This is a genomic window from Actinacidiphila sp. bgisy144 (genome assembly GCF_057708105.1).
Map to the genome: position 1 here is coordinate 64,008 of NZ_JBYIRM010000012.1, position 17,370 is coordinate 81,377.

Here is a 17,370-nt window from a genome sequence, read left to right on the forward strand (position 1 = left end):
CCGCAGGGTCCTCGCCGCCGCGGCGGCGAGGACCGCTCACAGCGCGATCAGGCCCGCGGCCGTGGGGGTGAAGCCGCAGGACCCGAGGTAGAACGGCGCCAACCGCTCCTCGAAGTCCACGTGCAGCCACCCGCACCCCGCCCCGCGCGCCCGCCGGACCGCCTCCTCGACCAGCCCCGCCCCGACCCCTGTCCGCTGCCGGCCCGGCGCCACGACCGTGTCGAGCACGAACGCGTGCTCCCCGCCGTCCCAGACCACGTTCACGAACCCCACCAGCTCCCCCGCCTCCCGCGCGCACACCCACCCCAGGCTGTGCCCGCACACCCGCCCCCACCAGTCCGTCGCCCCTGCCTCGTGCCCGAAACCGGCCGCGTGCAGCGCCTCGACCTCGCCGTTGCCGAACTGCCCGCGCCACTCGTATGCGATCCCCATCCCGTGAGCCTAAGCCGTGTCTGGCACAGAGCGTCGTCCCGCCCAAGGGACGGGGGCCGACGGGGCTGGTGCTCCCCCATGGCCTCGGGCATGGGAGGTGTCCCCCGATCGCAAGGCGGAGGGTGGGGGTCCCTCCCCGGCGAAGCCCCGGGGGGAACAGAGCGCAGCGGGTCGCGCCGACGACCGGCAACGCTGGGGCCCCTCACGCCGAAGGCAAGGGGAGAGCGCGTGTGCCAGGCCCCGCCGGCTGGGGGCACCCCCATGCCCCCTGGCCATGGGGGCGGGATCGGTCGGACACGGCCCAGGGGCAGGCGGTCAGGCGGGGTCGGGGCGCAGGTGGGTGGCGGCTTCGCGCAGGGCGGCCAGCACCGGGCGGATCAGGGGGTGGTCCTCGGCGCCGCGGCGTACGGCGGCGAAGACGCGCCGGGTGGCGGGGCTGCCGGCGACCGGGCGGACCTGGACGTCGGGCAGGTGGACGCCGCGCAGCGCGGAGCGCGGCACCAGGGCGACCCCGGCGCCGACGCCGACCAGGGCGGCCACCGCCCGGAAGTCGTCGGAGGAGTGCGCCACGCGCGGCTGGAAGCCGGCCAGTTCGCAGGCGAGGGTGACCACGTCGTGGCAGGGGTTGCCCGGGTAGGGGCTGACCCAGTTCTCGTCGGCGAGGTCCTCCACCCGGACCCGTTCGCAGCCGCCGAGGCGGTGGCCGCGCGGCAGCACCGCGTCGAAGGGCTCCGCGTACAGCGCGACCCGGGACAGCCGGCGGTCGTCGTCGCGGGGCGCGCCGCGGTACTCCACGGCGACCGCCACGTCCGCGTGGCCGTCCAGCACCATCGCCAGGCTCTCGTCGCCCTCCGCGTCGCGCACCCGGACCCGTATGCCCGGCGACGAGCCGGCCAGCGCGGCCATCGCCCCGGCGAGCACGGTGGCGATGCCGGTGGCGAAGGACGCCACGGTGACGGTGCCGGCCGCGCCGCCGGCGTAGGCGGCGAGTTCGGCCTCGGCCCGCTCCAGCTGGGCCAGCACGGTGCTGCTGTGCGTGACGAGGATCTCCCCCGCCGCGGTCAGCCGGACCCCGCGCCCGTCGCGCACCAGCAGCTGGTGGCCGACCTCGGCCTCCAGCGCCGCGAGCTGCTGGGAGACCGCCGAGGGCGTCAGGTACAGCGCGGCGGCCGCGGCGGTCACCGTACGGTGGTCCGCCACGGCCCGCAGGGTACGCAGTCGGCGCGTGTCGATCACCTGGTCATCCTGCCAGGGCCGCCCGGGCGGCCACGAACGCGGTGACCGCGCGCTCGACGTCCTGCGCGGAGTGCGCCGCGGACAGCTGCACCCTGATCCGGGCCCTGCCGTGCGGTACCACGGGGTAGGAGAACCCGATCGCGTAGACGGAGTGCTCCAGGAGCAGGTCGGCGAGCTGTCCGGCGCGCTCGGCGTCGCCGATCATGACCGGCACGATCGGGTGGTCGCCGGGCGCGAGGTCGAAGCCCTCCTGGGTCATCCGGGCCCGGAACAGCGCGGTGTTCTCCTGGAGCCGGGCCCGCAGCCGGGGCCCGGGGCCGGCCGGCGAGTCGTCCTGGAGCAGGTCGAGCACCTTCAGGGAGGCCGCCGCGATGACCGGGGCGAGGGAGTTGGAGAACAGGTAGGGGCGGGAGCGCTGGCGCAGCAGCGCCACGATCTCGGCGCGGGCGGCGACATAGCCGCCGGAGGCGCCGCCGAGCGCCTTGCCGAGGGTGCCGGTGAGGATGTCGATCCGGTCGGTGACGCCGTGCAGTTCGGGGGTGCCGCGGCCGCCGGGGCCGACGAAGCCGACGGCGTGCGAGTCGTCGACCATGACCATCGCGCCGTAGCGGTCGGCGAGGTCGCAGATCTCGTCCAGCGGCGCCACGTAGCCGTCCATGGAGAACACGCCGTCGGTGACGATGAGTTTGCGGCGCGCGCCGTCGGCCTCCTTCAGCCGCTGCTCCAGCTCGGCCATGTCGCGGTTGGCGTAGCGCAGCCGGCGGGCCTTGGACAGCCGGATGCCGTCGATGATGCTGGCGTGGTTGAGGGCGTCGGAGATCACCGCGTCGTGCTCGTCGAGCAGCGTCTCGAAGACGCCGCCGTTGGCGTCGAAGCAGGAGCTGTACAGGATCGTGTCCTCGGCGCCGAGGAACTGCGACAGCCGTGCCTCCAGCTCCTTGTGCACCTCCTGGGTGCCGCAGATGAAGCGGACGGAGGCCATGCCGTAGCCCCAGCGGTCCAGGGCGTCCTTGGCGGCGGCCACCACGTCGGGGTGGTCGGCCAGGCCCAGGTAGTTGTTGGCGCAGAAGTTGAGCACCTCGCCCGGGCGGCCGCCGGCGGTGACGTCGACCGTGGCGCTCTGCGGGGTGCCGATGACGCGTTCGGGCTTGTGCAGGCCCGCGGCGCGGATCTCGTCGAGGGTGGCGCGCAGGTCGGCGCGGACGGAGTCGAACACGGGGGTCTCCTCGGGGCGTACGGCAGCGGACGTAAGGCAACAGGTGTAAGAGAACGGGCGCGCCGCAACGGACGTACGGCAACAGGCGTAAGGGAACGGGTGTATCGAGGGGTCAGGCGGTCCAGTCGAGGATGACCTTGCCGCAGCGGCCGCTCGCCGCCTCGTCGAACGCCTCGTCGAAGTCCTGGTACGGGTAGCGGCCGGTGATCACCGGGCCGAGGTCGAGGCCGCCCTCCAGCAGCACGGACATCGCGTACCAGGTCTCGTACATCTCCCGCCCGTAGATCCCCTTGAGGGTGATCATCGAGGTGACGATGCGGGCGAAGTCGACCGGGAACTGCTCGGTGGGCAGGCCGAGCAGGGCGATCTTGCCGCCGTGCGTCATGTTCCCCACCATCGTCCGCAGCGCCTCGGGGCGGCCGGACATCTCCAGGCCCACGTCGAAGCCCTCGCGCAGCCCGAGGGCGCGCTGCCCCTCCTCCACGCTGGAGGTGCGCACGTCCACCGCCAGGCTCACCCCGACCTGCCGGGCCAGTTCCAGCCGGTAGGGGCTGACGTCGGTGATGACCACGTGGCGGGCCCCGGCGTGCCGGGCGACGGCCGCGGCCATGATGCCGATCGGGCCGGCGCCGGTGATCAGCACGTCCTCGCCGACCAGCGGGAAGGACAGCGCGGTGTGCACCGCGTTGCCGAACGGGTCGAAGATCGCGGCGACATCGGGGTCCACCGGGGTGCGGTGCACCCAGACGTTGGCCGCCGGCAGCGTGACGTACTCGGCGAAGGCGCCGTCCCGGCCGATGCCCAGGCCCACGGTGGAGCGGCACAGGTGCCGCCGCCCGGCCAGGCAGTTGCGGCAGGCGCCGCACACCAGGTGCCCTTCGCCGCTGACCCGGTCGCCCGGGGCGATGCCGCTCACCCCCGGCGCCACCTCGACGACGTCCCCGACGAACTCGTGGCCGAGCACCAGCGGGGTGCGCACCGCCTGCCGCGCCCACCCGTCGTACGCGCGGATGTGCAGGTCGGTGCCGCAGATGCCGGTGCGCAGCACCCTGATCAGCACCTCGCCCGCGCCGAGCACGGGCTCGGGCACGTCCGTGAGCCACAGACCGGGCTCCGCCTTTGCTTTGACCAGTGCTTTCACGGCGGACTCCTGAGCCTCAAAAAAGGTTGCGGGGGCGCCATCGGCGCGGCGCGGCCGCGGTGGCGCTCCCACTGTTCCCCCGACCCGGCGCCGGGTCCATCGAGGGTTTCTTAAGCCCGCCCGAAGCTGGGCTTCATGATCGGCCCGCCGCACTGTGCGGCCGCCCGGCCGGCCGTCGACGCGCGGGCGCGGCTGCCGGCGGCCGCCGCCCGCTCCCCGGGCGAGCGCCCCCGGGGAGGCGCGGGTGGTGCGAGCGACGCAAGTGAAGATCGGCGCGAGGTCATTGACAGGCCATCAGGGTCCGCGCTCTACTCGTGCCTCGTGCAGATTGGCAACGTTGTCAGTTTGTCGGACCCACGACGCCGCTGTCGATCGAGGACGCCAGTCCCTGGCACACCCCTGTGTGACGCACGTATCGCGGAGGCAACCGATGGTCAGACGACGGCGCCCCGACGGGCCCCGTTTCACCAGCAGATTCCGTCATCGCCTCGCCGTGGTGTCCCTCCTGGGCATCGCGGCGCTCCCGTTCCAGTCCCTGGCCGGCGCCCAGGCGGCGTCCGGTCCGCAACTCGTCGCGGACCCGGCGGCGTTGATCAACCCGCTGATCGGCACCTCGGGCGCGGTCAACACCTTCCCCGGCCCGGACACGCCGTTCGGCATGATGCAGTGGAGCCCGGACACCACGCCCGACCGGACGCAGGGCGGCGGCTACGAGTACAAGGACAGCAAGATCTCGGGCTACAGCCTGACGCACGTCTCCGGCCCCGGCTGCGACGTCGCCGGCGACGTACCGATCCTGCCGGTCACCGGCGCCCTGTCGGGCAACCTGTCGAACACCTCGGCCCAGTTCAGCCACGACGACGAGCAGACCGGCGTCGGCTACTACGGCGTCACCGACGCGAGCGGGATCAAGACCGAGCTGACGGACACCACGCGCGCGGGTCTGGGCCGCTTCACCTTCCCGGCCGGCTCGACCCAGTCGAACCTGCTGCTGAAGCTGAGCAGCGGCGCCTCGCAGGTGGACGGCACCCGGGTGAAGGTGGTCAGCGACCACGAGGTGAGCGGGTCGGTCGACAGCGGCCACTTCTGCGGCGCCGCCAACCGCTACACGCTGCACTTCGACATCACCTTCGACCACCCGTTCACCGCCAGCGGCACCTGGGTGGGCAGCACCATCAACGCCGACGCCACGAAGCTGAGCGAGGGGCGGCCGGAGCAGAAGCTCGCCACCCACGCGAACACGCCGCTGCACGAGCAGCACTTCACGGTGCCGGGCACCACCGCGCCCAAGGTCCACCCCAGCGGCAGCGCCACCTCCTCGTCCGCCGCGAAGGGCACGGCGTCGACCAAGGGCGCCACCTCCGCCGCCTCCGCCGCGGACGCCCCCGTGACCGGCGCCAACGGCATGTACCTCACTTTCGACACCGCGCGCGCCGCCACGGTGACCGCGGCCGTCGGCATCTCCTACACCAGCGACGACAACGCCGCCTCCAACCTCAAATCCGAGGTCAAGGGCTGGAACTTCGACGCCATGCGGCAGGCCAACCACACCGCGTGGAACAAGGTCCTGGACAAGGTGCGGATCGGCGGCGGCACCCACGACCAGCAGGTGCAGTTCTACACCGCGCTCTACCACGCGCTGCTGCACCCGAACGTCTTCTCCGACGACAACGGCCAGTACATGGGCATGGACGACCAGGTCCACGCCCTCGCCAAGGGCCAGCAGGCGCAGTACGCCAACTACTCCGGCTGGGACACCTACCGCTCCCAGACGCAGCTGATGGCGATGGTCGCGCCCCAGCAGACCGGTGACATCGTCACCTCGATGCTCAACGGCTACGACCAGACCGGTCTGCTGCCCAAGTGGGCGTCGAACAACGGCGAGAGCTACGTCATGGTCGGCGACCCGGGCACCGCGATCATCGCCGACGCCTACGCCTTCGGGGTGCGCAACTTCGACACCGCGCACGCGCTGTCGGCGATGGAGCACGAGGCGACCGTGCCCAACCAGGACCGCCCCGGCGAGGCGGTGCGCGACGCGAAGGGCTACCTGCCGCTGGACGGCACGTACTCCTGCTGCAACTTCTACGGCCCGGTCTCGACCCAGCTGGAGTACGACAGCGCGGACTACGCGCTCGCGTCGTTCGCCAAGTCGCTGGGCAAGACCGCGGACTACACGAAGTTCGCCACCCGGGCGCAGGACTGGATGAACGTCTTCAACCCGCAGACCGGCTACCTCCAGGCGAAGAACTCCGACGGGCAGTTCGCCGGCGGCTTCACCCCGGGCACCTCGAACGGGTTCGTGGAGGGCACCTCGGCGCAGTACACCCCGATGGTGCCGTTCAACATCGAGCAGCTGGCCACCGCGCGCGGCGGCACCGCGGCGTACGGGTCGTACCTGGACAGCCTGCTCAGCGACATCGCGAACCCGTCGGGCACCAACGCCGATCTGAGCAACGAGCCGAGCCTGGAGATCCCCTGGGAGTACAACTACCTGGGCCAGCCGTGGAAGACGCAGGCGGCCGTGCGCACCGCGCAGCAGGACCTCTACTTCAACGCGCCGGTCGGGTCGTTCGGCAACGACGACCTGGGCGCGATGAGCTCCTGGTACGTGTGGTCGTCGCTGGGGATGTACCCGGAGACCCCGGGCACCGACACGCTGGTGCTGGGCAGCCCGGTCTTCCCGGTCGCGAAGGTCACCGTCGGCGGCCGGCAGGTCACGATCGACGCGCCCCAGGCCGCGACCGACGCGCCGTACGTGCAGTCGCTGGACGTCAAGGGCAAGGCGTGGCAGAAGTCGTGGCTGACCTTCGGGCAGTTCGCGCAGGCCGGCACCCTGGACTACACGCTGGGCACCAAGGCGAACACCTCCTGGGGCGCGGCGGCCGCCGACGTCCCGCCGTCCGACACCACCGGCGGCGGCCGGGTGCTGGCGGCGACCGGGCCGAGCAGCGACGGGCTGATCGTCGCGCCGGGCGGGTCGGGTGACGCCACCCTCCAGCTGACCAACCTCGGCGACAAGGCGGTCACCGCCGACTGGAGTGCCTCCGCGCCCTCGGGTGTCACTCTCGGCGCGTCCTCGGGCACCGTCACGGTGCCGGCGGGCGGCAGCGCGCAGGCGAAGGTCGCGGTGAGCGCGGGTGACAAGGAAGGCACCTACGCCGTGGCGTTCGCGGTGACCGACCACGGCAGCGGCGCGGCCCTGACGAGCGCGTCCCTGCGGGTGTCGGTCGCGGCGCCCGGGGAGCTGTGGCCCTACGAGACGAACGAGGGCGTCTACCCCGACGGCACGCACTTCTCCGGCGGGTTCGACGACGGCGGCTGGGCGTACTCGCAGGACGCGCTCGCCGCGAACGGGGTGACCAGCGGCTCGACGGTCAGCGCCGACGGGCTCGACTACACCTGGCCGACCATCGCCTCCGGGCAGCCGGACAACCTGGAGGTGGCCGGCCAGACCCTGCCGGAGCCGGCCGGCACGCAGGGCGCCTACCTCGGGCTGCTCGGCGCGGCCGCCAACGCCCCCACCGACGGCAGCGGCGTGCCCGGCGACCTGACGGTCACCTACACCGACGGCAGCACCACGAAGGCGTCGGTCGCCTTCTCCGACTGGACCCTCAACGGCGGCGGCACCAAGCCGGTCGCCGGCGACACCACCGCTGTCACCACCGACTACCGCGACACCGGCAGCGGCGGCAAGGACACCGTGAAGGCGTATGTCTTCTCGGTCAAGGTCCCCATAGACGCCGCCAAGACCGTCGCCTCCGTCACCCTGCCGGTCACCTCCGCGTCCGGCACGGTCCACCTCTTCGCCCTCACCTTCGCGAAGTAGCCCTTCCCCTCCTCCAACCCCCCGGGCGCGCTCCCACCAGGAGCGCGCCCGGGCCGTGCCGGGGGCACCCAGGGGTCAGGGGAGCGCGGCGGTCAGGTCGACCTCGACCAGTTGTCCGGCGAAGCCGAGGCGGGTGACGCCGAGGAGGGTGCTCGCGGTGGTGAAGGCCGGGCCGAGCGCGGAAGCGGTCAGGCGCCGCCAGGCGGCGCCGAGGGCGTCGGCCTGTTCGGCGCACACGTAGACGACGGACCGGACGACGTCCTGGGGCCGGGCGCCGACGGCCGCGAGCGCGGTCAGCGCGTTGGCGGCGACCTGGTCGACCTGGGCGTCCAGGGAGCCGGCGCCGACCAGTGAGCCGTCGGGGGCGAGCGGGCACTGCCCGGCGAGGTAGGCGGTACGGCCGGCTTCGGCCACGGTGACGTGGTGGTAGCCGGGGGTCGGGTGGAGCCGGTCGGGGTTGAGGCGGGTGATCTTCGCAGGCATGGCCGCGAGTCTGGCGAAGCCGCCCGCCGCGCGCACCTGGTTTCCCGCGGCGTACGGCCGGGCGCGGCGGGGGCGGCGGTGCGGCGGGGGCGGACGGGCTGCGGCCCGGGCCGCGCCCTCGACCTCGAACTGCCGCTGGAGCAGGCCGCCGAGAGATGCCGCACCCCTGGCGGGGGCGCTCCCGCCGGTGGGCGCGGGCGGTGAATCCGGTTGCGTCCGGCCCGCACCGCCCCGGCACACTACCGGCATGACGACCAGCCACCCGCCGTACCTGCCCGCGCAGCGGGCCCTGCGGCATGTCGCGGCGCGCTCGGCGGGCGGCCCGGTCGACCCGCGGCTGCGGGTGACGCTCAACTTCCACCCGGACCGGGTGCACCAGGGCCGGCACATCCTGTCCGGGCTGGCCGCCGACGGCGTCTACCGCTCGCAGTTCGCCACGGGCACCGGCAACGGCGGCCTCACCGCGTACCGTGGCGGTGACCGCTGGCACTGGGAGAGCCGGATCTTCGGCGGGGCGTACGACGAGGCGCCGGCCGAGCAGCGGCCCGTGTACGGCGCGCTGGACTTCCGCGGGCGCACCACCGGCGGCGCCCCGCGCTTCGGCTCGGCGCACTTCCGGCTGTCCGCAGGCGTCCTGGCGCGCGCCACGTTCTGCTACCCCGACAGCTCCACCGACCCCGCGGACTTCGGGGTCGCGGAGCGGATGGCGCTGGTGGCGCTGGCCGCGACGGACCGCCGGGACGCCCTCGACGACTACGTGGAGGCGCACGTGCACGGCCCGGTGCTGCTGGCGCGGGACGTCGAGGCGCTGGTGCTGGACTCCTGCTACCGGGGCACCGAGGTGGAGGAGCTGGCCCGGGCGCTGCCGTGCCCGCTTCAGTGGCACGCCGGCTTCCGGCTGACGGTGGCGGAACTGCGGCGCCACCCGGACTTCCGGGGGCCGCGGTTCGTGGCGCTGGGCGCGCGGATCGCGGTCGGCGGGCGGCTGGACCCGTCGGTCATCGCGGCGGCGGCCGCGAGCGGCGAGCACGACCCGCAGGACCTGAAGAAGGTCTGGCACTGCCTCGCCCGGTTCGGGGCGCCGCCCGCGCCCTGACCCGCGCGCCCGGCACCGGCGGCGTCCGTACGGGCGCACGGGGCGGCATCCCTCGGCGCCTTTTTGCCGTTTCGGCACGCACCTTTGCCCCTGGCACCGCGGCGGGCGGACGGTGGGCGCATGAGCGAAGAACGGATGGCAGAGGTGGCCGGCGTCGACGGCACCGGCTGGGACGTGGTGGTGGTCGGCGGCGGCGCGGCCGGCCTGTCGGCGGCACTGACCCTCGCCCGGGTGCGCCGGTCGGTCCTGGTGGTCGACTCCGGCGAGCCGCGCAACGCCCCGGCCGAGCGGACCGGCGTGCACGGCCTGCTCGGCCGCGAGGGGGTCTCCCCGCTGGAGCTGCTGCGCACCGGCCGCGCGGAGGTCGCCTCGTACGGCGGCCGGGTCGTCGCGGGCCGGGTGACGCGGATCGTGCGCGACGGCGACGGATTCGACGTCCGGGCCGAGGGCGCGCGGGTGCGGGCGCGGCGGCTGCTGGTGGCCACCGGGCTGGTCGACGAACTCCCGGACGTGCCGGGGCTGGCCGAGCGGTGGGGCCGTGACGTCCACCACTGCGTGTACTGCCACGGCTGGGAGGTCCGCGACACCGCGATCGGCGTGCTGGGCGCCTTCCACCAGGCGCTGATGTTCCGCCAGATGTCGGACGACGTCACGCTGTTCCGGGACCCGGGTACCGAACTGTCCGACGCGCAGTGGGAGCAGCTGGCCGGGCTCGGCGTCGCGGTGGTCGACGGCCCCGTGGCGGGGTTGCGGATCGACGGGGAGGACCGCCTGTCGGGGGTGCGGCTCGCCTCGGGCCCGGTGGTGCCGGTGCGCCATCTGGCGGTCATGCCCTACCTCGCGGCGCGGGCGTCGTTCCTGGACGGCCTGGGCCTTGCGCTGCGGGACCACCCGATGGGCGTGGGACGCCAACTCGCGGTCGACGCCGCCGGGTTCACCGGTGTGCCCGGGATCTGGGCGGCGGGCAACGTCAGCGACCTGGTCGCGAACGTCGCGGCGGCCGCGGCCGCGGGAGTCGCCGCGGCGGCGGCGATCACCATGGACCTGGTCACTGCGGGAGCCGAGCGCGCGGCGGCCGGGCGGGCGCGGCCCCGTACGGCCGCGGACGACGCCGTGTTCGGGCCGGCGTCCGAGGCCGAGGTGGCGCGCCGGGTGCTGGGCACCGCCGCGCACGGGCTCCACCTGCCGCCGCCGGCCGCCGCTCCCGACGCGTGAGGCGCCGCATGCCGGCGAGCGCCGCCTGACCAGCGGCGGGCCTGCGTGCCGGCGCAGCCAACGGCCGGTCCCGCGGCGCCAGTTGTCCGGCAGCCGCCCGGGCCCGCGTTGGTAGGATCATCCCGCGACGGGCACGGCGCCGGACCGGGGGGACGGCTGCGGGCCCGGTGCAACCCGCTGCCGAGGCGCGAGGGGGAGGAATGGCACGCTTGCACGGAACACGGCCGGTCACGGCGGCGCTGCCGGCCGGCCGGCCGGTGCGACCCGCCCCCACGGGCGCGCTGCTCGGCGGGATGCGCACCGGCGGCACCGCGTACGGCACACTGGACGACGCCGACCGGCGCGGCAAAGCGCCCGCCGCCAACACCTCCAGGGGGAGGCCGGGGTTCGTGGTGCTGAAGCACGCGGGAGACCGACCGCCCGGCGCCGCCGAGGGACCCGACGGGGGGTGACCGGTGACGGTGAGGGGTGTCCGGCTGTTGCGGCGGGTGTGGCCTGGGTGGCGGCAGGATGTCACCCGGCTGCGTTACTGTGCGGAAATCACGTGATGGTCGGGTAATGGGTACATGTCGGCGAGCAGGATGCGGTGACGGTTGGTGAGACGGTGGATCGGCGCACGCTCGGGCCGGGGGGCGGACGAGGGCCGGGGAGAGCGGGCCGGGGCGGGCGCGGCACCCGGTAGCGGTCCCGGCGCGGCAGGCGGGGCGGACGCGGTGGACCCGGACGCCATCCATGTCGAGGAGATCGACGGCGTCCACGTGGTGCGTACCGCGGGCGAGCCCGCCCTCGACCCGATGTCGGTGGCCGAACTCGGCTACGCCATGGCCGTGCAGGACGGCACCACGATCACCATCGTGGTCGGCACCGAGAGCGACCGGGCCTGGACGGGCCTGGAGGAGGTGCTCGACGGCCAGCGGCCCGGCTCCTTCCACGAAGTGCTGCTGGTGCTGTCGTACGCCGCGGTGGCGCGCGGGGGCCGGCCGGCCGTGGCGCGCCGGATCGTCGAGCGGTGGGGTGTACGGGTGATCGCGCCGGACGGCGCGGCGCTGCTGGTCCCGGGCGGGTCGCTGTTCGTGCCGGGCCGTCCGGCCGAGCCCGGCGAGGGCGCCGCGGACCCCGGCCGCGGCTGGTGGCGGTTCGCCCCCGGGAGCGAACCGCGGTCGATGGGGCGGCAGTTGCCGGCGCCGTCCTGGCAGGCGGAGCTGGACCGGCTGGCCGGGAGCGTGACCGGCGAGACCGTGGTGCACCGGATTCCGGCCGGGCTGGCCGTACGCCCGCTGGACGCGCCGCCGCCGCTGCCGGGCGACCTGGCGTTCGCGGTGCCGGTCGGTCCGGACCGGCCGGTGGTGCTGGTGGGGGCGCCGGGCGACGAGGTGGAGCTGACCGCCCATGACGTGGTCGGCGCCCTGGCGCTGCTGCCGCCGCCGCTGCGCCCGGCGGTGCGGCTCGCGCCGGGCGGCAACAGCGACCTGCTCCAGGCCGCGCAACTGGCCGCCGACACCTTCGCCGTCGACGTGGAGGTGCTGACCGGCGCGCCCCTGATGACCGACAACCTGACCCCCGACGGCGACACCCACCAGGTGCGCACCGTGCTGATCGGGCGGGACGGCACGCCCGCGTGGCGGCCCTTCGTCGAGGCGGTCGTGTGCCGCCCGCGCGGCGACGGCCCGCCCCGGCCGCCCCTGCTGCTGCGCTGGCAGCCCCCGCTGCGGGGCATCGGCACCGCGCGCACCGGGGTGCTGCGGCTGTCGGACTCCTGGCAGGTCGCGGTGACCCGGGCCGGGCTGCGGGTCACCCGGGTCAGCGGCAGCGCGCCCGCGCTCGCCGAGCGCCCGGTGGACGCCGACGCGCCCGCGATCGAGATGGGCACCCCGGGCCGGCCGATCGGCCCGGAGGCGCTGCCCGCCCTGCGCACCCTCCTGGCCGCGCTCAGCCCCGAGGTGCGCGAACGCGCCGTGCTCCACCTGTACGGCGACTGCGGCACCGAGCAGGCCCGCGAACTCAGTCGGCTGCTCACGGAGTTCGGCGTCAAGCGGCTGCGGACCAAGCCCCCGCAGCAGGCCCCGCGCCTGCCGGTCGCCCGCACGTCCCTGCCGCCGGCCGCCGCGCGCGGTGCGGCGCCCAAGGCACCGGTTGCGCCGCACGACGCGCCCCCGCCCGTGCTCGGCGCCCCGCCGCCGGCCGCCGCGGCGGCACCCGGCCCGCGAACCGCCGCGCCCGCGCCGGCCGTCGAGGCGGCCCGCACCGCAGTGCCGGCGCCGCCGGCCCAGCCCGCTCCCGTACCCGCGGCGCCGGTCCAGCCGGCGACCGCCGTGCCGGAGCGGCCGGAGCCCCGCCCGGCGGCCGCCGCGGCACCTGAGATGCCGCCGCTGCCGGGGCAGGACGTCCTCGGCGCCGACGGCCCCGCGGCCAAGGCGCGCGGCACGAAGCCGCCCGCCTTCGTACCGCCGTCGATGCCGCGGCCGGTGCGCTCCATCGGGCTGGGGCACCGCAGTTCCGCGGCCGAGCGGGACGCCTTCCGGGCGATGGTGCCGCCGGAGGTCTGGCGCAAGCAGGAGAAGGCGGTCGAGCGGATGCTCGGCCCCGCGCTCACCGGGGAGATGGCCGAGTGGGCGCCGAACCCCGTGGACGTGCTGGCCGTCCACCTCTACCTGACCACGTCGGACGGCCCGCTCGGCCACCAGGCGCTGACGGCCGCCCTGCGCGCGGGCGACCGGGGCGTGCTGCCCTACGCCGCCTGCCTCGCGTCGGGGCTGGGGCGCATGCGGCCGTACGAGGGGCCGGTGTTCCGGAGCGGTGACGCGCTGGCGCCGGAGCGGACGGCCGCGGGCCGGCAGCTGCGCGCGCCCGGCCCGGTCAGCGCGCTGACGGTCAACCTGCGGGGCCCGTCGGAGACGACCCGGTACGCGATCTGGTCGGAGAGCGGCCGGCGGGTGCACCTGGAGCGCTCCCGCGGCAGCGAGGGGGAAGGCGCGGACGAGGTGCTCTTCGCCCCGGGCACCACCTTCCGGGTGCTCGGGGTGCGCGAGGTGCGCGGCTCGGACGTGGTGCTGCTGCGGGACGCGTCGGGGCCCGCGTCCGGTTCGGCGCCGGAGCTGGACCGGGCCGCGCTGCGCGCGCTCGCCGAGGCGCTGGACGAGGGTGTGCCGTCCGGCAGCAAGGGCCGGGTGCGCAGCTGGCCGGCGCGCTGCTCGGGACCGGCCGGCTGGGAGTGAGCGGGATGGGAGTGGGCGGGAACGGCCGCCGGGCGGGCGGCCGTTCGTCAGCTCCTGCGCCCGCGGGCCCGGGCCCCCGCACGCCCGCGGGGGCCGCTCACTTCAGGCGCCAGCGGAAGTCGTCCTTGGTGTTCGTGCTGCACCCGTACTGCTCAAGCCGGGCGTCCTCGCGGCCGGTGCCGACGCCGGGCACATCGACGCACAGGCCGCTGGCGTAGTCGCGTATCCAGTAGGTGCCGTCCGGGCGGGGGTCCAGCCACCACAGCTGGTTGTCGTTCTTCGTCCGGTTGCAGGGGTACTCCTCGATCTGCGTGCCGGCCGGCTCGGCACCGTAGTTGGGCAGGTCCATGCAGAGCCCGTCCTTGTGGTTCACGATCACGAACAGGCTCGCGCCGCCCGGGCCGCCGGTCTTGTACGCCACCTGGAGGTCCCAGAGCTGGTTGTCGCCGGAGGTGCCGTCGCAGTCGTACTGGTTGACCGGGCCGTCGCTGGTGCCGTTGCCGTAGCCGGGGACGTCGGCGCACAGGCCGGTGGTCACATTGAAGAGCAGCACCTGGGACGCACTGGACGCGGCGTTCGCCCGTGCCCGCAGGTCGGCGGCCGACGTCGTCTTCTTCGCCGTGGGCGTCGCCGTGGCCTTGGGCTTGGCGGTGGCCTCGGCCTTCGGCGCGGTCGTCGCGGGGGCGCCGGCGGGCGTGGTCGCGGTGGCGTGGGGGTGCGCGGACGCCTTGTCGGAGGCGTGCGCGGAGGGCTTGGCGCTGTGCGCGGTGGTGGTGGGGGCGCCGACCGGCAGCGTCTGCGGGGCGGCGTCGTTGCCCGATGCGACGTCACTGGCCTGGGCGGTGGGCGCCGAGCCGTGGTGCGCGGAGGTCACGGCGTACTGCAACGCGCCCGCGAGCGCCACGACGACGCCCGCGGCGACCAGGATCGGCAACGACCGCCCCGCCGACCGCCGTTGCCTGGGCGGCGCGCCGCCCGGTCCGGCCGCGGCGCCCGCCTTGGCCCCGGCCGTGCCCGGCGTGCCCGTGCCCGGTGTGCCGCTGGACGCGGAGGTACCCGCCGCACCGCCGGCGCCGCGTGCTTCGCTCGCCCCGGCCGCCTCCCCCGCCTTCGCCGGCCCGGCCGCCGCGGGCGCGCCGCTGCTGGACGCGGTCCGCACGGGCACCGACCGCGGCGGCGCCGCCCTGGGCGGCTCCGTGCCCGAGCCGGCACCTGACCCGGCACCCGAGCCCGCGCCCGGCGGTGTCGCCCCGGGCGCGGCCGGCGGGGACCCGGCGGGCGCGGTGGGCGCAGTGGGCAGCACGACCGCCCGTCGTACGGGTACCACCGGCGCGTCGTCTTCGCCGTCCGTCCCGGGGCCGTCGGAACCGGTGTCGCGCGGCGGCCGTGAGGTGGGCATGCGTCGTCTCCGTAAGGTCTCAGACGGCCCGCGCGGGGCCGTACGGCGCTGGCCGCGGCCGTCGACCGGCCGCGGTTCGGCGCCATCCTCCCCCACGGCGGGGCGCCCCGGCCCGGGAACCCGCCGACTCCGCGCCCTGCGGCCCGGCTCCGGCGTGCACGCCCCCAACAGCCCCTGCGGCGCACCGAGATGACGCCCTTGCGCCGGAGCGTAGTCCCGGCCTGCTCAGCGCGCGGCGGCGGGGTACCGCAGGCCGTCGTAGAGCAGCTCGGTGATCCGCGCGGCTTCCTCCCGCCAGGCGCCGGTGGCCCGCAGGTTGCAGACGCCGCCCATCGCGCGCAGCACCGTCCGGCCGTCGACGTCGGCCCGTACGGTGCCCTGCGCGGCGCCCGCGGCGAGCAGGTGGTCCAGGCAGCCGGCCATCCGCGAGCGCGCGTCGTCGAAGACCGGCGAGTCCGTCGCCATGATCCCGGCGAGCGCCCCGGCCATGCCCTTGCCGACCGCCGCGTGCTCCACGAGCAGCAGCAGGAAACGGTGCAGGGCCTCGTCCGCCGTGTACCGCTCCAGGAGCGCGTCGGGCGCGGCGCACAGGTCGGCGACCTCCTGCCGGTAGACCTCCTCAACCAGCGCCTCGCGGGTCTCGAAGTGCCGGTAGAGGGTACCGACCGCGACCCCGGCGCTGCGGGCGATGTCCTCGATGTGTGCGTCTTCGTCCCCGCTGCCGGCGAGGAACGCCTCGCGCGCCGCGGCGAGCAGGGCGTCCCGGTTGCGCCGGGCGTCGGCGCGCAGGGGTCGTGATGCGGGCAACACTGCCTCCATAAGGTGAATCTGGTTCACTATAGTTACCGGAGTCCGGTTCACCTTATCGAAGGAGCGGCAGACATGACCATGTCCGAAAACGAGCTTGCGGGCCTGCGGGTGCTGGTCACCGGAGCGAGCCGCGGCATCGGGGCGGCCACCGCCCGCCGTTTCGCGGCGGCCGGCGCGCAGGTGCTGACCGCCTCGCGCACCGCTCCCCCGCAGGACTTCCCGGCGACCTTCCTGCCCGCGGACCTCGCGACCGGGCAGGGCGTCGCCGACCTCGCCCGCCGGGTGGTCGACCTCGTCGGCGGTGTGGACGTGCTGGTGGACAACGCGGGCGCGACCACCGGCGCGGTGCCCACCCTGGAGCGCTCCGACGAGCTCTGGCGCCGCGACCTGGACGTCAATCTGCTCGCCGCGGTGCGCCTGGACCGGGCCCTGGTGCCGGGCATGGTGGAGCGCGGCTCGGGCGTGGTCGTGCACGTCTCCTCGATCGCGAGCCGCCTGCCGCAGCCGGCCGACGCCTCATACGCCGCGGCCAAGGCGGCGCTCAACGCCTACAGCCGCGAACTGGCCACCGCCGTGGGCAAGGACGGCGTCCGCGTGGTGTGCGTGCTGCCCGGGTTCGTGGTCACCGAGGGCGCGGACGCGCACCTGCGGCAGCTCGCCGAGGACCAGGGCGTCGGCCTGGCCGAGATGCGGCAGCAGATCGTGGACCACCTCGGCGTGCCCATGGGCCGCCCCGGCGAGCCCGAGGACGTCGCCGAGATGATCGCCTTCCTCGCCTCCCCCCGCGCCAAGTGGCTGACCGGCGCGCAGTTCCGGGTCGACGGCGGCATCGTGCCCGCGGTCTGAATCCCCTGCCTGTCCCCGAACGCGTCACATCCAGCGAAAGCAGGCCATCCGAATGAAGTTCACCCTGGCCGCGGTGCTCCTGGAGGCCGCCGACCCCGAGCCGGAGAGCGCCTTCTGGCACCGGCTCCTCGGCGGCACCCTCATGCGCACCCCCACCCACCACTTCCTGCGGGCCGAGGGGCTGCCGGTGCTCGTCGTCCAGTCGGCGCCGGGCCAGCTGCCGCCGCAGTGGCCCGACGGCCGCTCGCAGCAGGTCCACGTCGACCTCGCGGTCGACGACCTGCCGGCGGCCGACCGGCGGGCGGTCGAGGCCGGGGCGCGCCGGCTGCGGCCGCCGCACCCGGCGCCGGACGAGCCGGCCACCGGCTCCCGTGTGTACGCCAGCCCGGCCGGGCACCCCTTCTGCCTGCGCGCGGGGTAGGTGCTGCGGCTTCCGGTGCGACCGCCGAAAC

The 17,370-nt window shown here is 75.4% G+C and carries 14 protein-coding genes; 7 read left to right on the forward strand and 7 right to left on the reverse strand.

Annotated elements, in window-relative coordinates; translation table 11 throughout:
* Positions 1 to 36 precede the first annotated feature (36 nt).
* The 4 genes from AC3EVP_RS16035 to tdh form a co-directional block, all read right to left on the reverse strand.
* Complete coding sequence (locus AC3EVP_RS16035; protein ID WP_335972272.1) at positions 37 to 432, reverse strand: GNAT family N-acetyltransferase; 396 nt, start codon at positions 430 to 432, stop codon at positions 37 to 39.
* Between the two features lie 315 nt (positions 433 to 747).
* Entirely contained in the window at positions 748 to 1,668 is a 921-nt protein-coding gene (locus AC3EVP_RS16040; RefSeq protein ID WP_435130623.1) for a LysR family transcriptional regulator, read from the reverse strand.
* Between the two features lie 4 nt (positions 1,669 to 1,672).
* Positions 1,673 to 2,884 (reverse strand): glycine C-acetyltransferase, encoded by a 1,212-nt coding sequence (locus tag AC3EVP_RS16045; RefSeq protein WP_435130625.1) that lies wholly within the window; start codon positions 2,882 to 2,884, stop codon positions 1,673 to 1,675.
* Between the two features lie 112 nt (positions 2,885 to 2,996).
* Positions 2,997 to 4,025, reverse strand: coding sequence for an L-threonine 3-dehydrogenase (gene tdh / locus AC3EVP_RS16050; RefSeq protein ID WP_435130627.1), 1,029 nt, complete (start codon positions 4,023 to 4,025; stop codon positions 2,997 to 2,999).
* 493 nt (positions 4,026 to 4,518) lie between these two features.
* On the opposite strand from tdh, the gene AC3EVP_RS16055 reads away from it, so the two are divergent.
* Complete coding sequence (locus AC3EVP_RS16055) at positions 4,519 to 7,854, forward strand: lectin (RefSeq protein ID WP_435130629.1); 3,336 nt, start codon at positions 4,519 to 4,521, stop codon at positions 7,852 to 7,854.
* Between the two features lie 75 nt (positions 7,855 to 7,929).
* Here the strand turns inward: AC3EVP_RS16055 and AC3EVP_RS16060 are convergent, their stop codons facing one another.
* Positions 7,930 to 8,337: a RidA family protein gene (locus tag AC3EVP_RS16060; RefSeq protein ID WP_335972277.1), complete on the reverse strand. Its 408-nt coding sequence runs from the start codon at positions 8,335 to 8,337 to the stop codon at positions 7,930 to 7,932.
* A 247-nt stretch (positions 8,338 to 8,584) separates the two neighbouring features.
* On the opposite strand from AC3EVP_RS16060, the gene AC3EVP_RS16065 reads away from it, so the two are divergent.
* From AC3EVP_RS16065 to AC3EVP_RS16080, 4 genes are all read left to right on the forward strand, one after another.
* The gene (locus tag AC3EVP_RS16065) at positions 8,585 to 9,433 is read left to right on the forward strand and encodes a DUF3626 domain-containing protein (RefSeq protein ID WP_435130631.1); all 849 of its coding nucleotides are present in this window, start codon (positions 8,585 to 8,587) and stop codon (positions 9,431 to 9,433) included.
* A gap of 120 nt (positions 9,434 to 9,553) precedes the next feature.
* The gene (locus tag AC3EVP_RS16070; RefSeq protein ID WP_435130633.1) at positions 9,554 to 10,648 is read left to right on the forward strand and encodes an NAD(P)/FAD-dependent oxidoreductase; all 1,095 of its coding nucleotides are present in this window, start codon (positions 9,554 to 9,556) and stop codon (positions 10,646 to 10,648) included.
* A 200-nt stretch (positions 10,649 to 10,848) separates the two neighbouring features.
* Positions 10,849 to 11,100 carry a hypothetical protein gene (locus AC3EVP_RS16075; RefSeq protein WP_435130635.1) on the forward strand — a complete coding sequence of 84 codons (252 nt, stop codon included), beginning with the start codon at positions 10,849 to 10,851 and terminating at the stop codon, positions 11,098 to 11,100.
* A gap of 261 nt (positions 11,101 to 11,361) precedes the next feature.
* Positions 11,362 to 13,863: a hypothetical protein gene (locus AC3EVP_RS16080; RefSeq protein ID WP_435130637.1), complete on the forward strand. Its 2,502-nt coding sequence runs from the start codon at positions 11,362 to 11,364 to the stop codon at positions 13,861 to 13,863.
* A 97-nt stretch (positions 13,864 to 13,960) separates the two neighbouring features.
* Here AC3EVP_RS16080 and AC3EVP_RS16085 read toward each other — a convergent pair whose 3' ends face one another.
* Positions 13,961 to 15,262 (reverse strand): RICIN domain-containing protein, encoded by a 1,302-nt coding sequence (locus tag AC3EVP_RS16085; RefSeq protein ID WP_435130639.1) that lies wholly within the window; start codon positions 15,260 to 15,262, stop codon positions 13,961 to 13,963.
* 225 nt (positions 15,263 to 15,487) lie between these two features.
* Positions 15,488 to 16,069: a TetR/AcrR family transcriptional regulator gene (locus tag AC3EVP_RS16090; RefSeq protein ID WP_435130641.1), complete on the reverse strand. Its 582-nt coding sequence runs from the start codon at positions 16,067 to 16,069 to the stop codon at positions 15,488 to 15,490.
* 75 nt (positions 16,070 to 16,144) lie between these two features.
* On the opposite strand from AC3EVP_RS16090, the gene AC3EVP_RS16095 reads away from it, so the two are divergent.
* Complete coding sequence (locus tag AC3EVP_RS16095) at positions 16,145 to 16,918, forward strand: oxidoreductase (protein ID WP_335972283.1); 774 nt, start codon at positions 16,145 to 16,147, stop codon at positions 16,916 to 16,918.
* Between the two features lie 52 nt (positions 16,919 to 16,970).
* Positions 16,971 to 17,339, forward strand: coding sequence for a VOC family protein (locus AC3EVP_RS16100; RefSeq protein ID WP_435130643.1), 369 nt, complete (start codon positions 16,971 to 16,973; stop codon positions 17,337 to 17,339).
* Positions 17,340 to 17,370 lie beyond the last annotated feature (31 nt).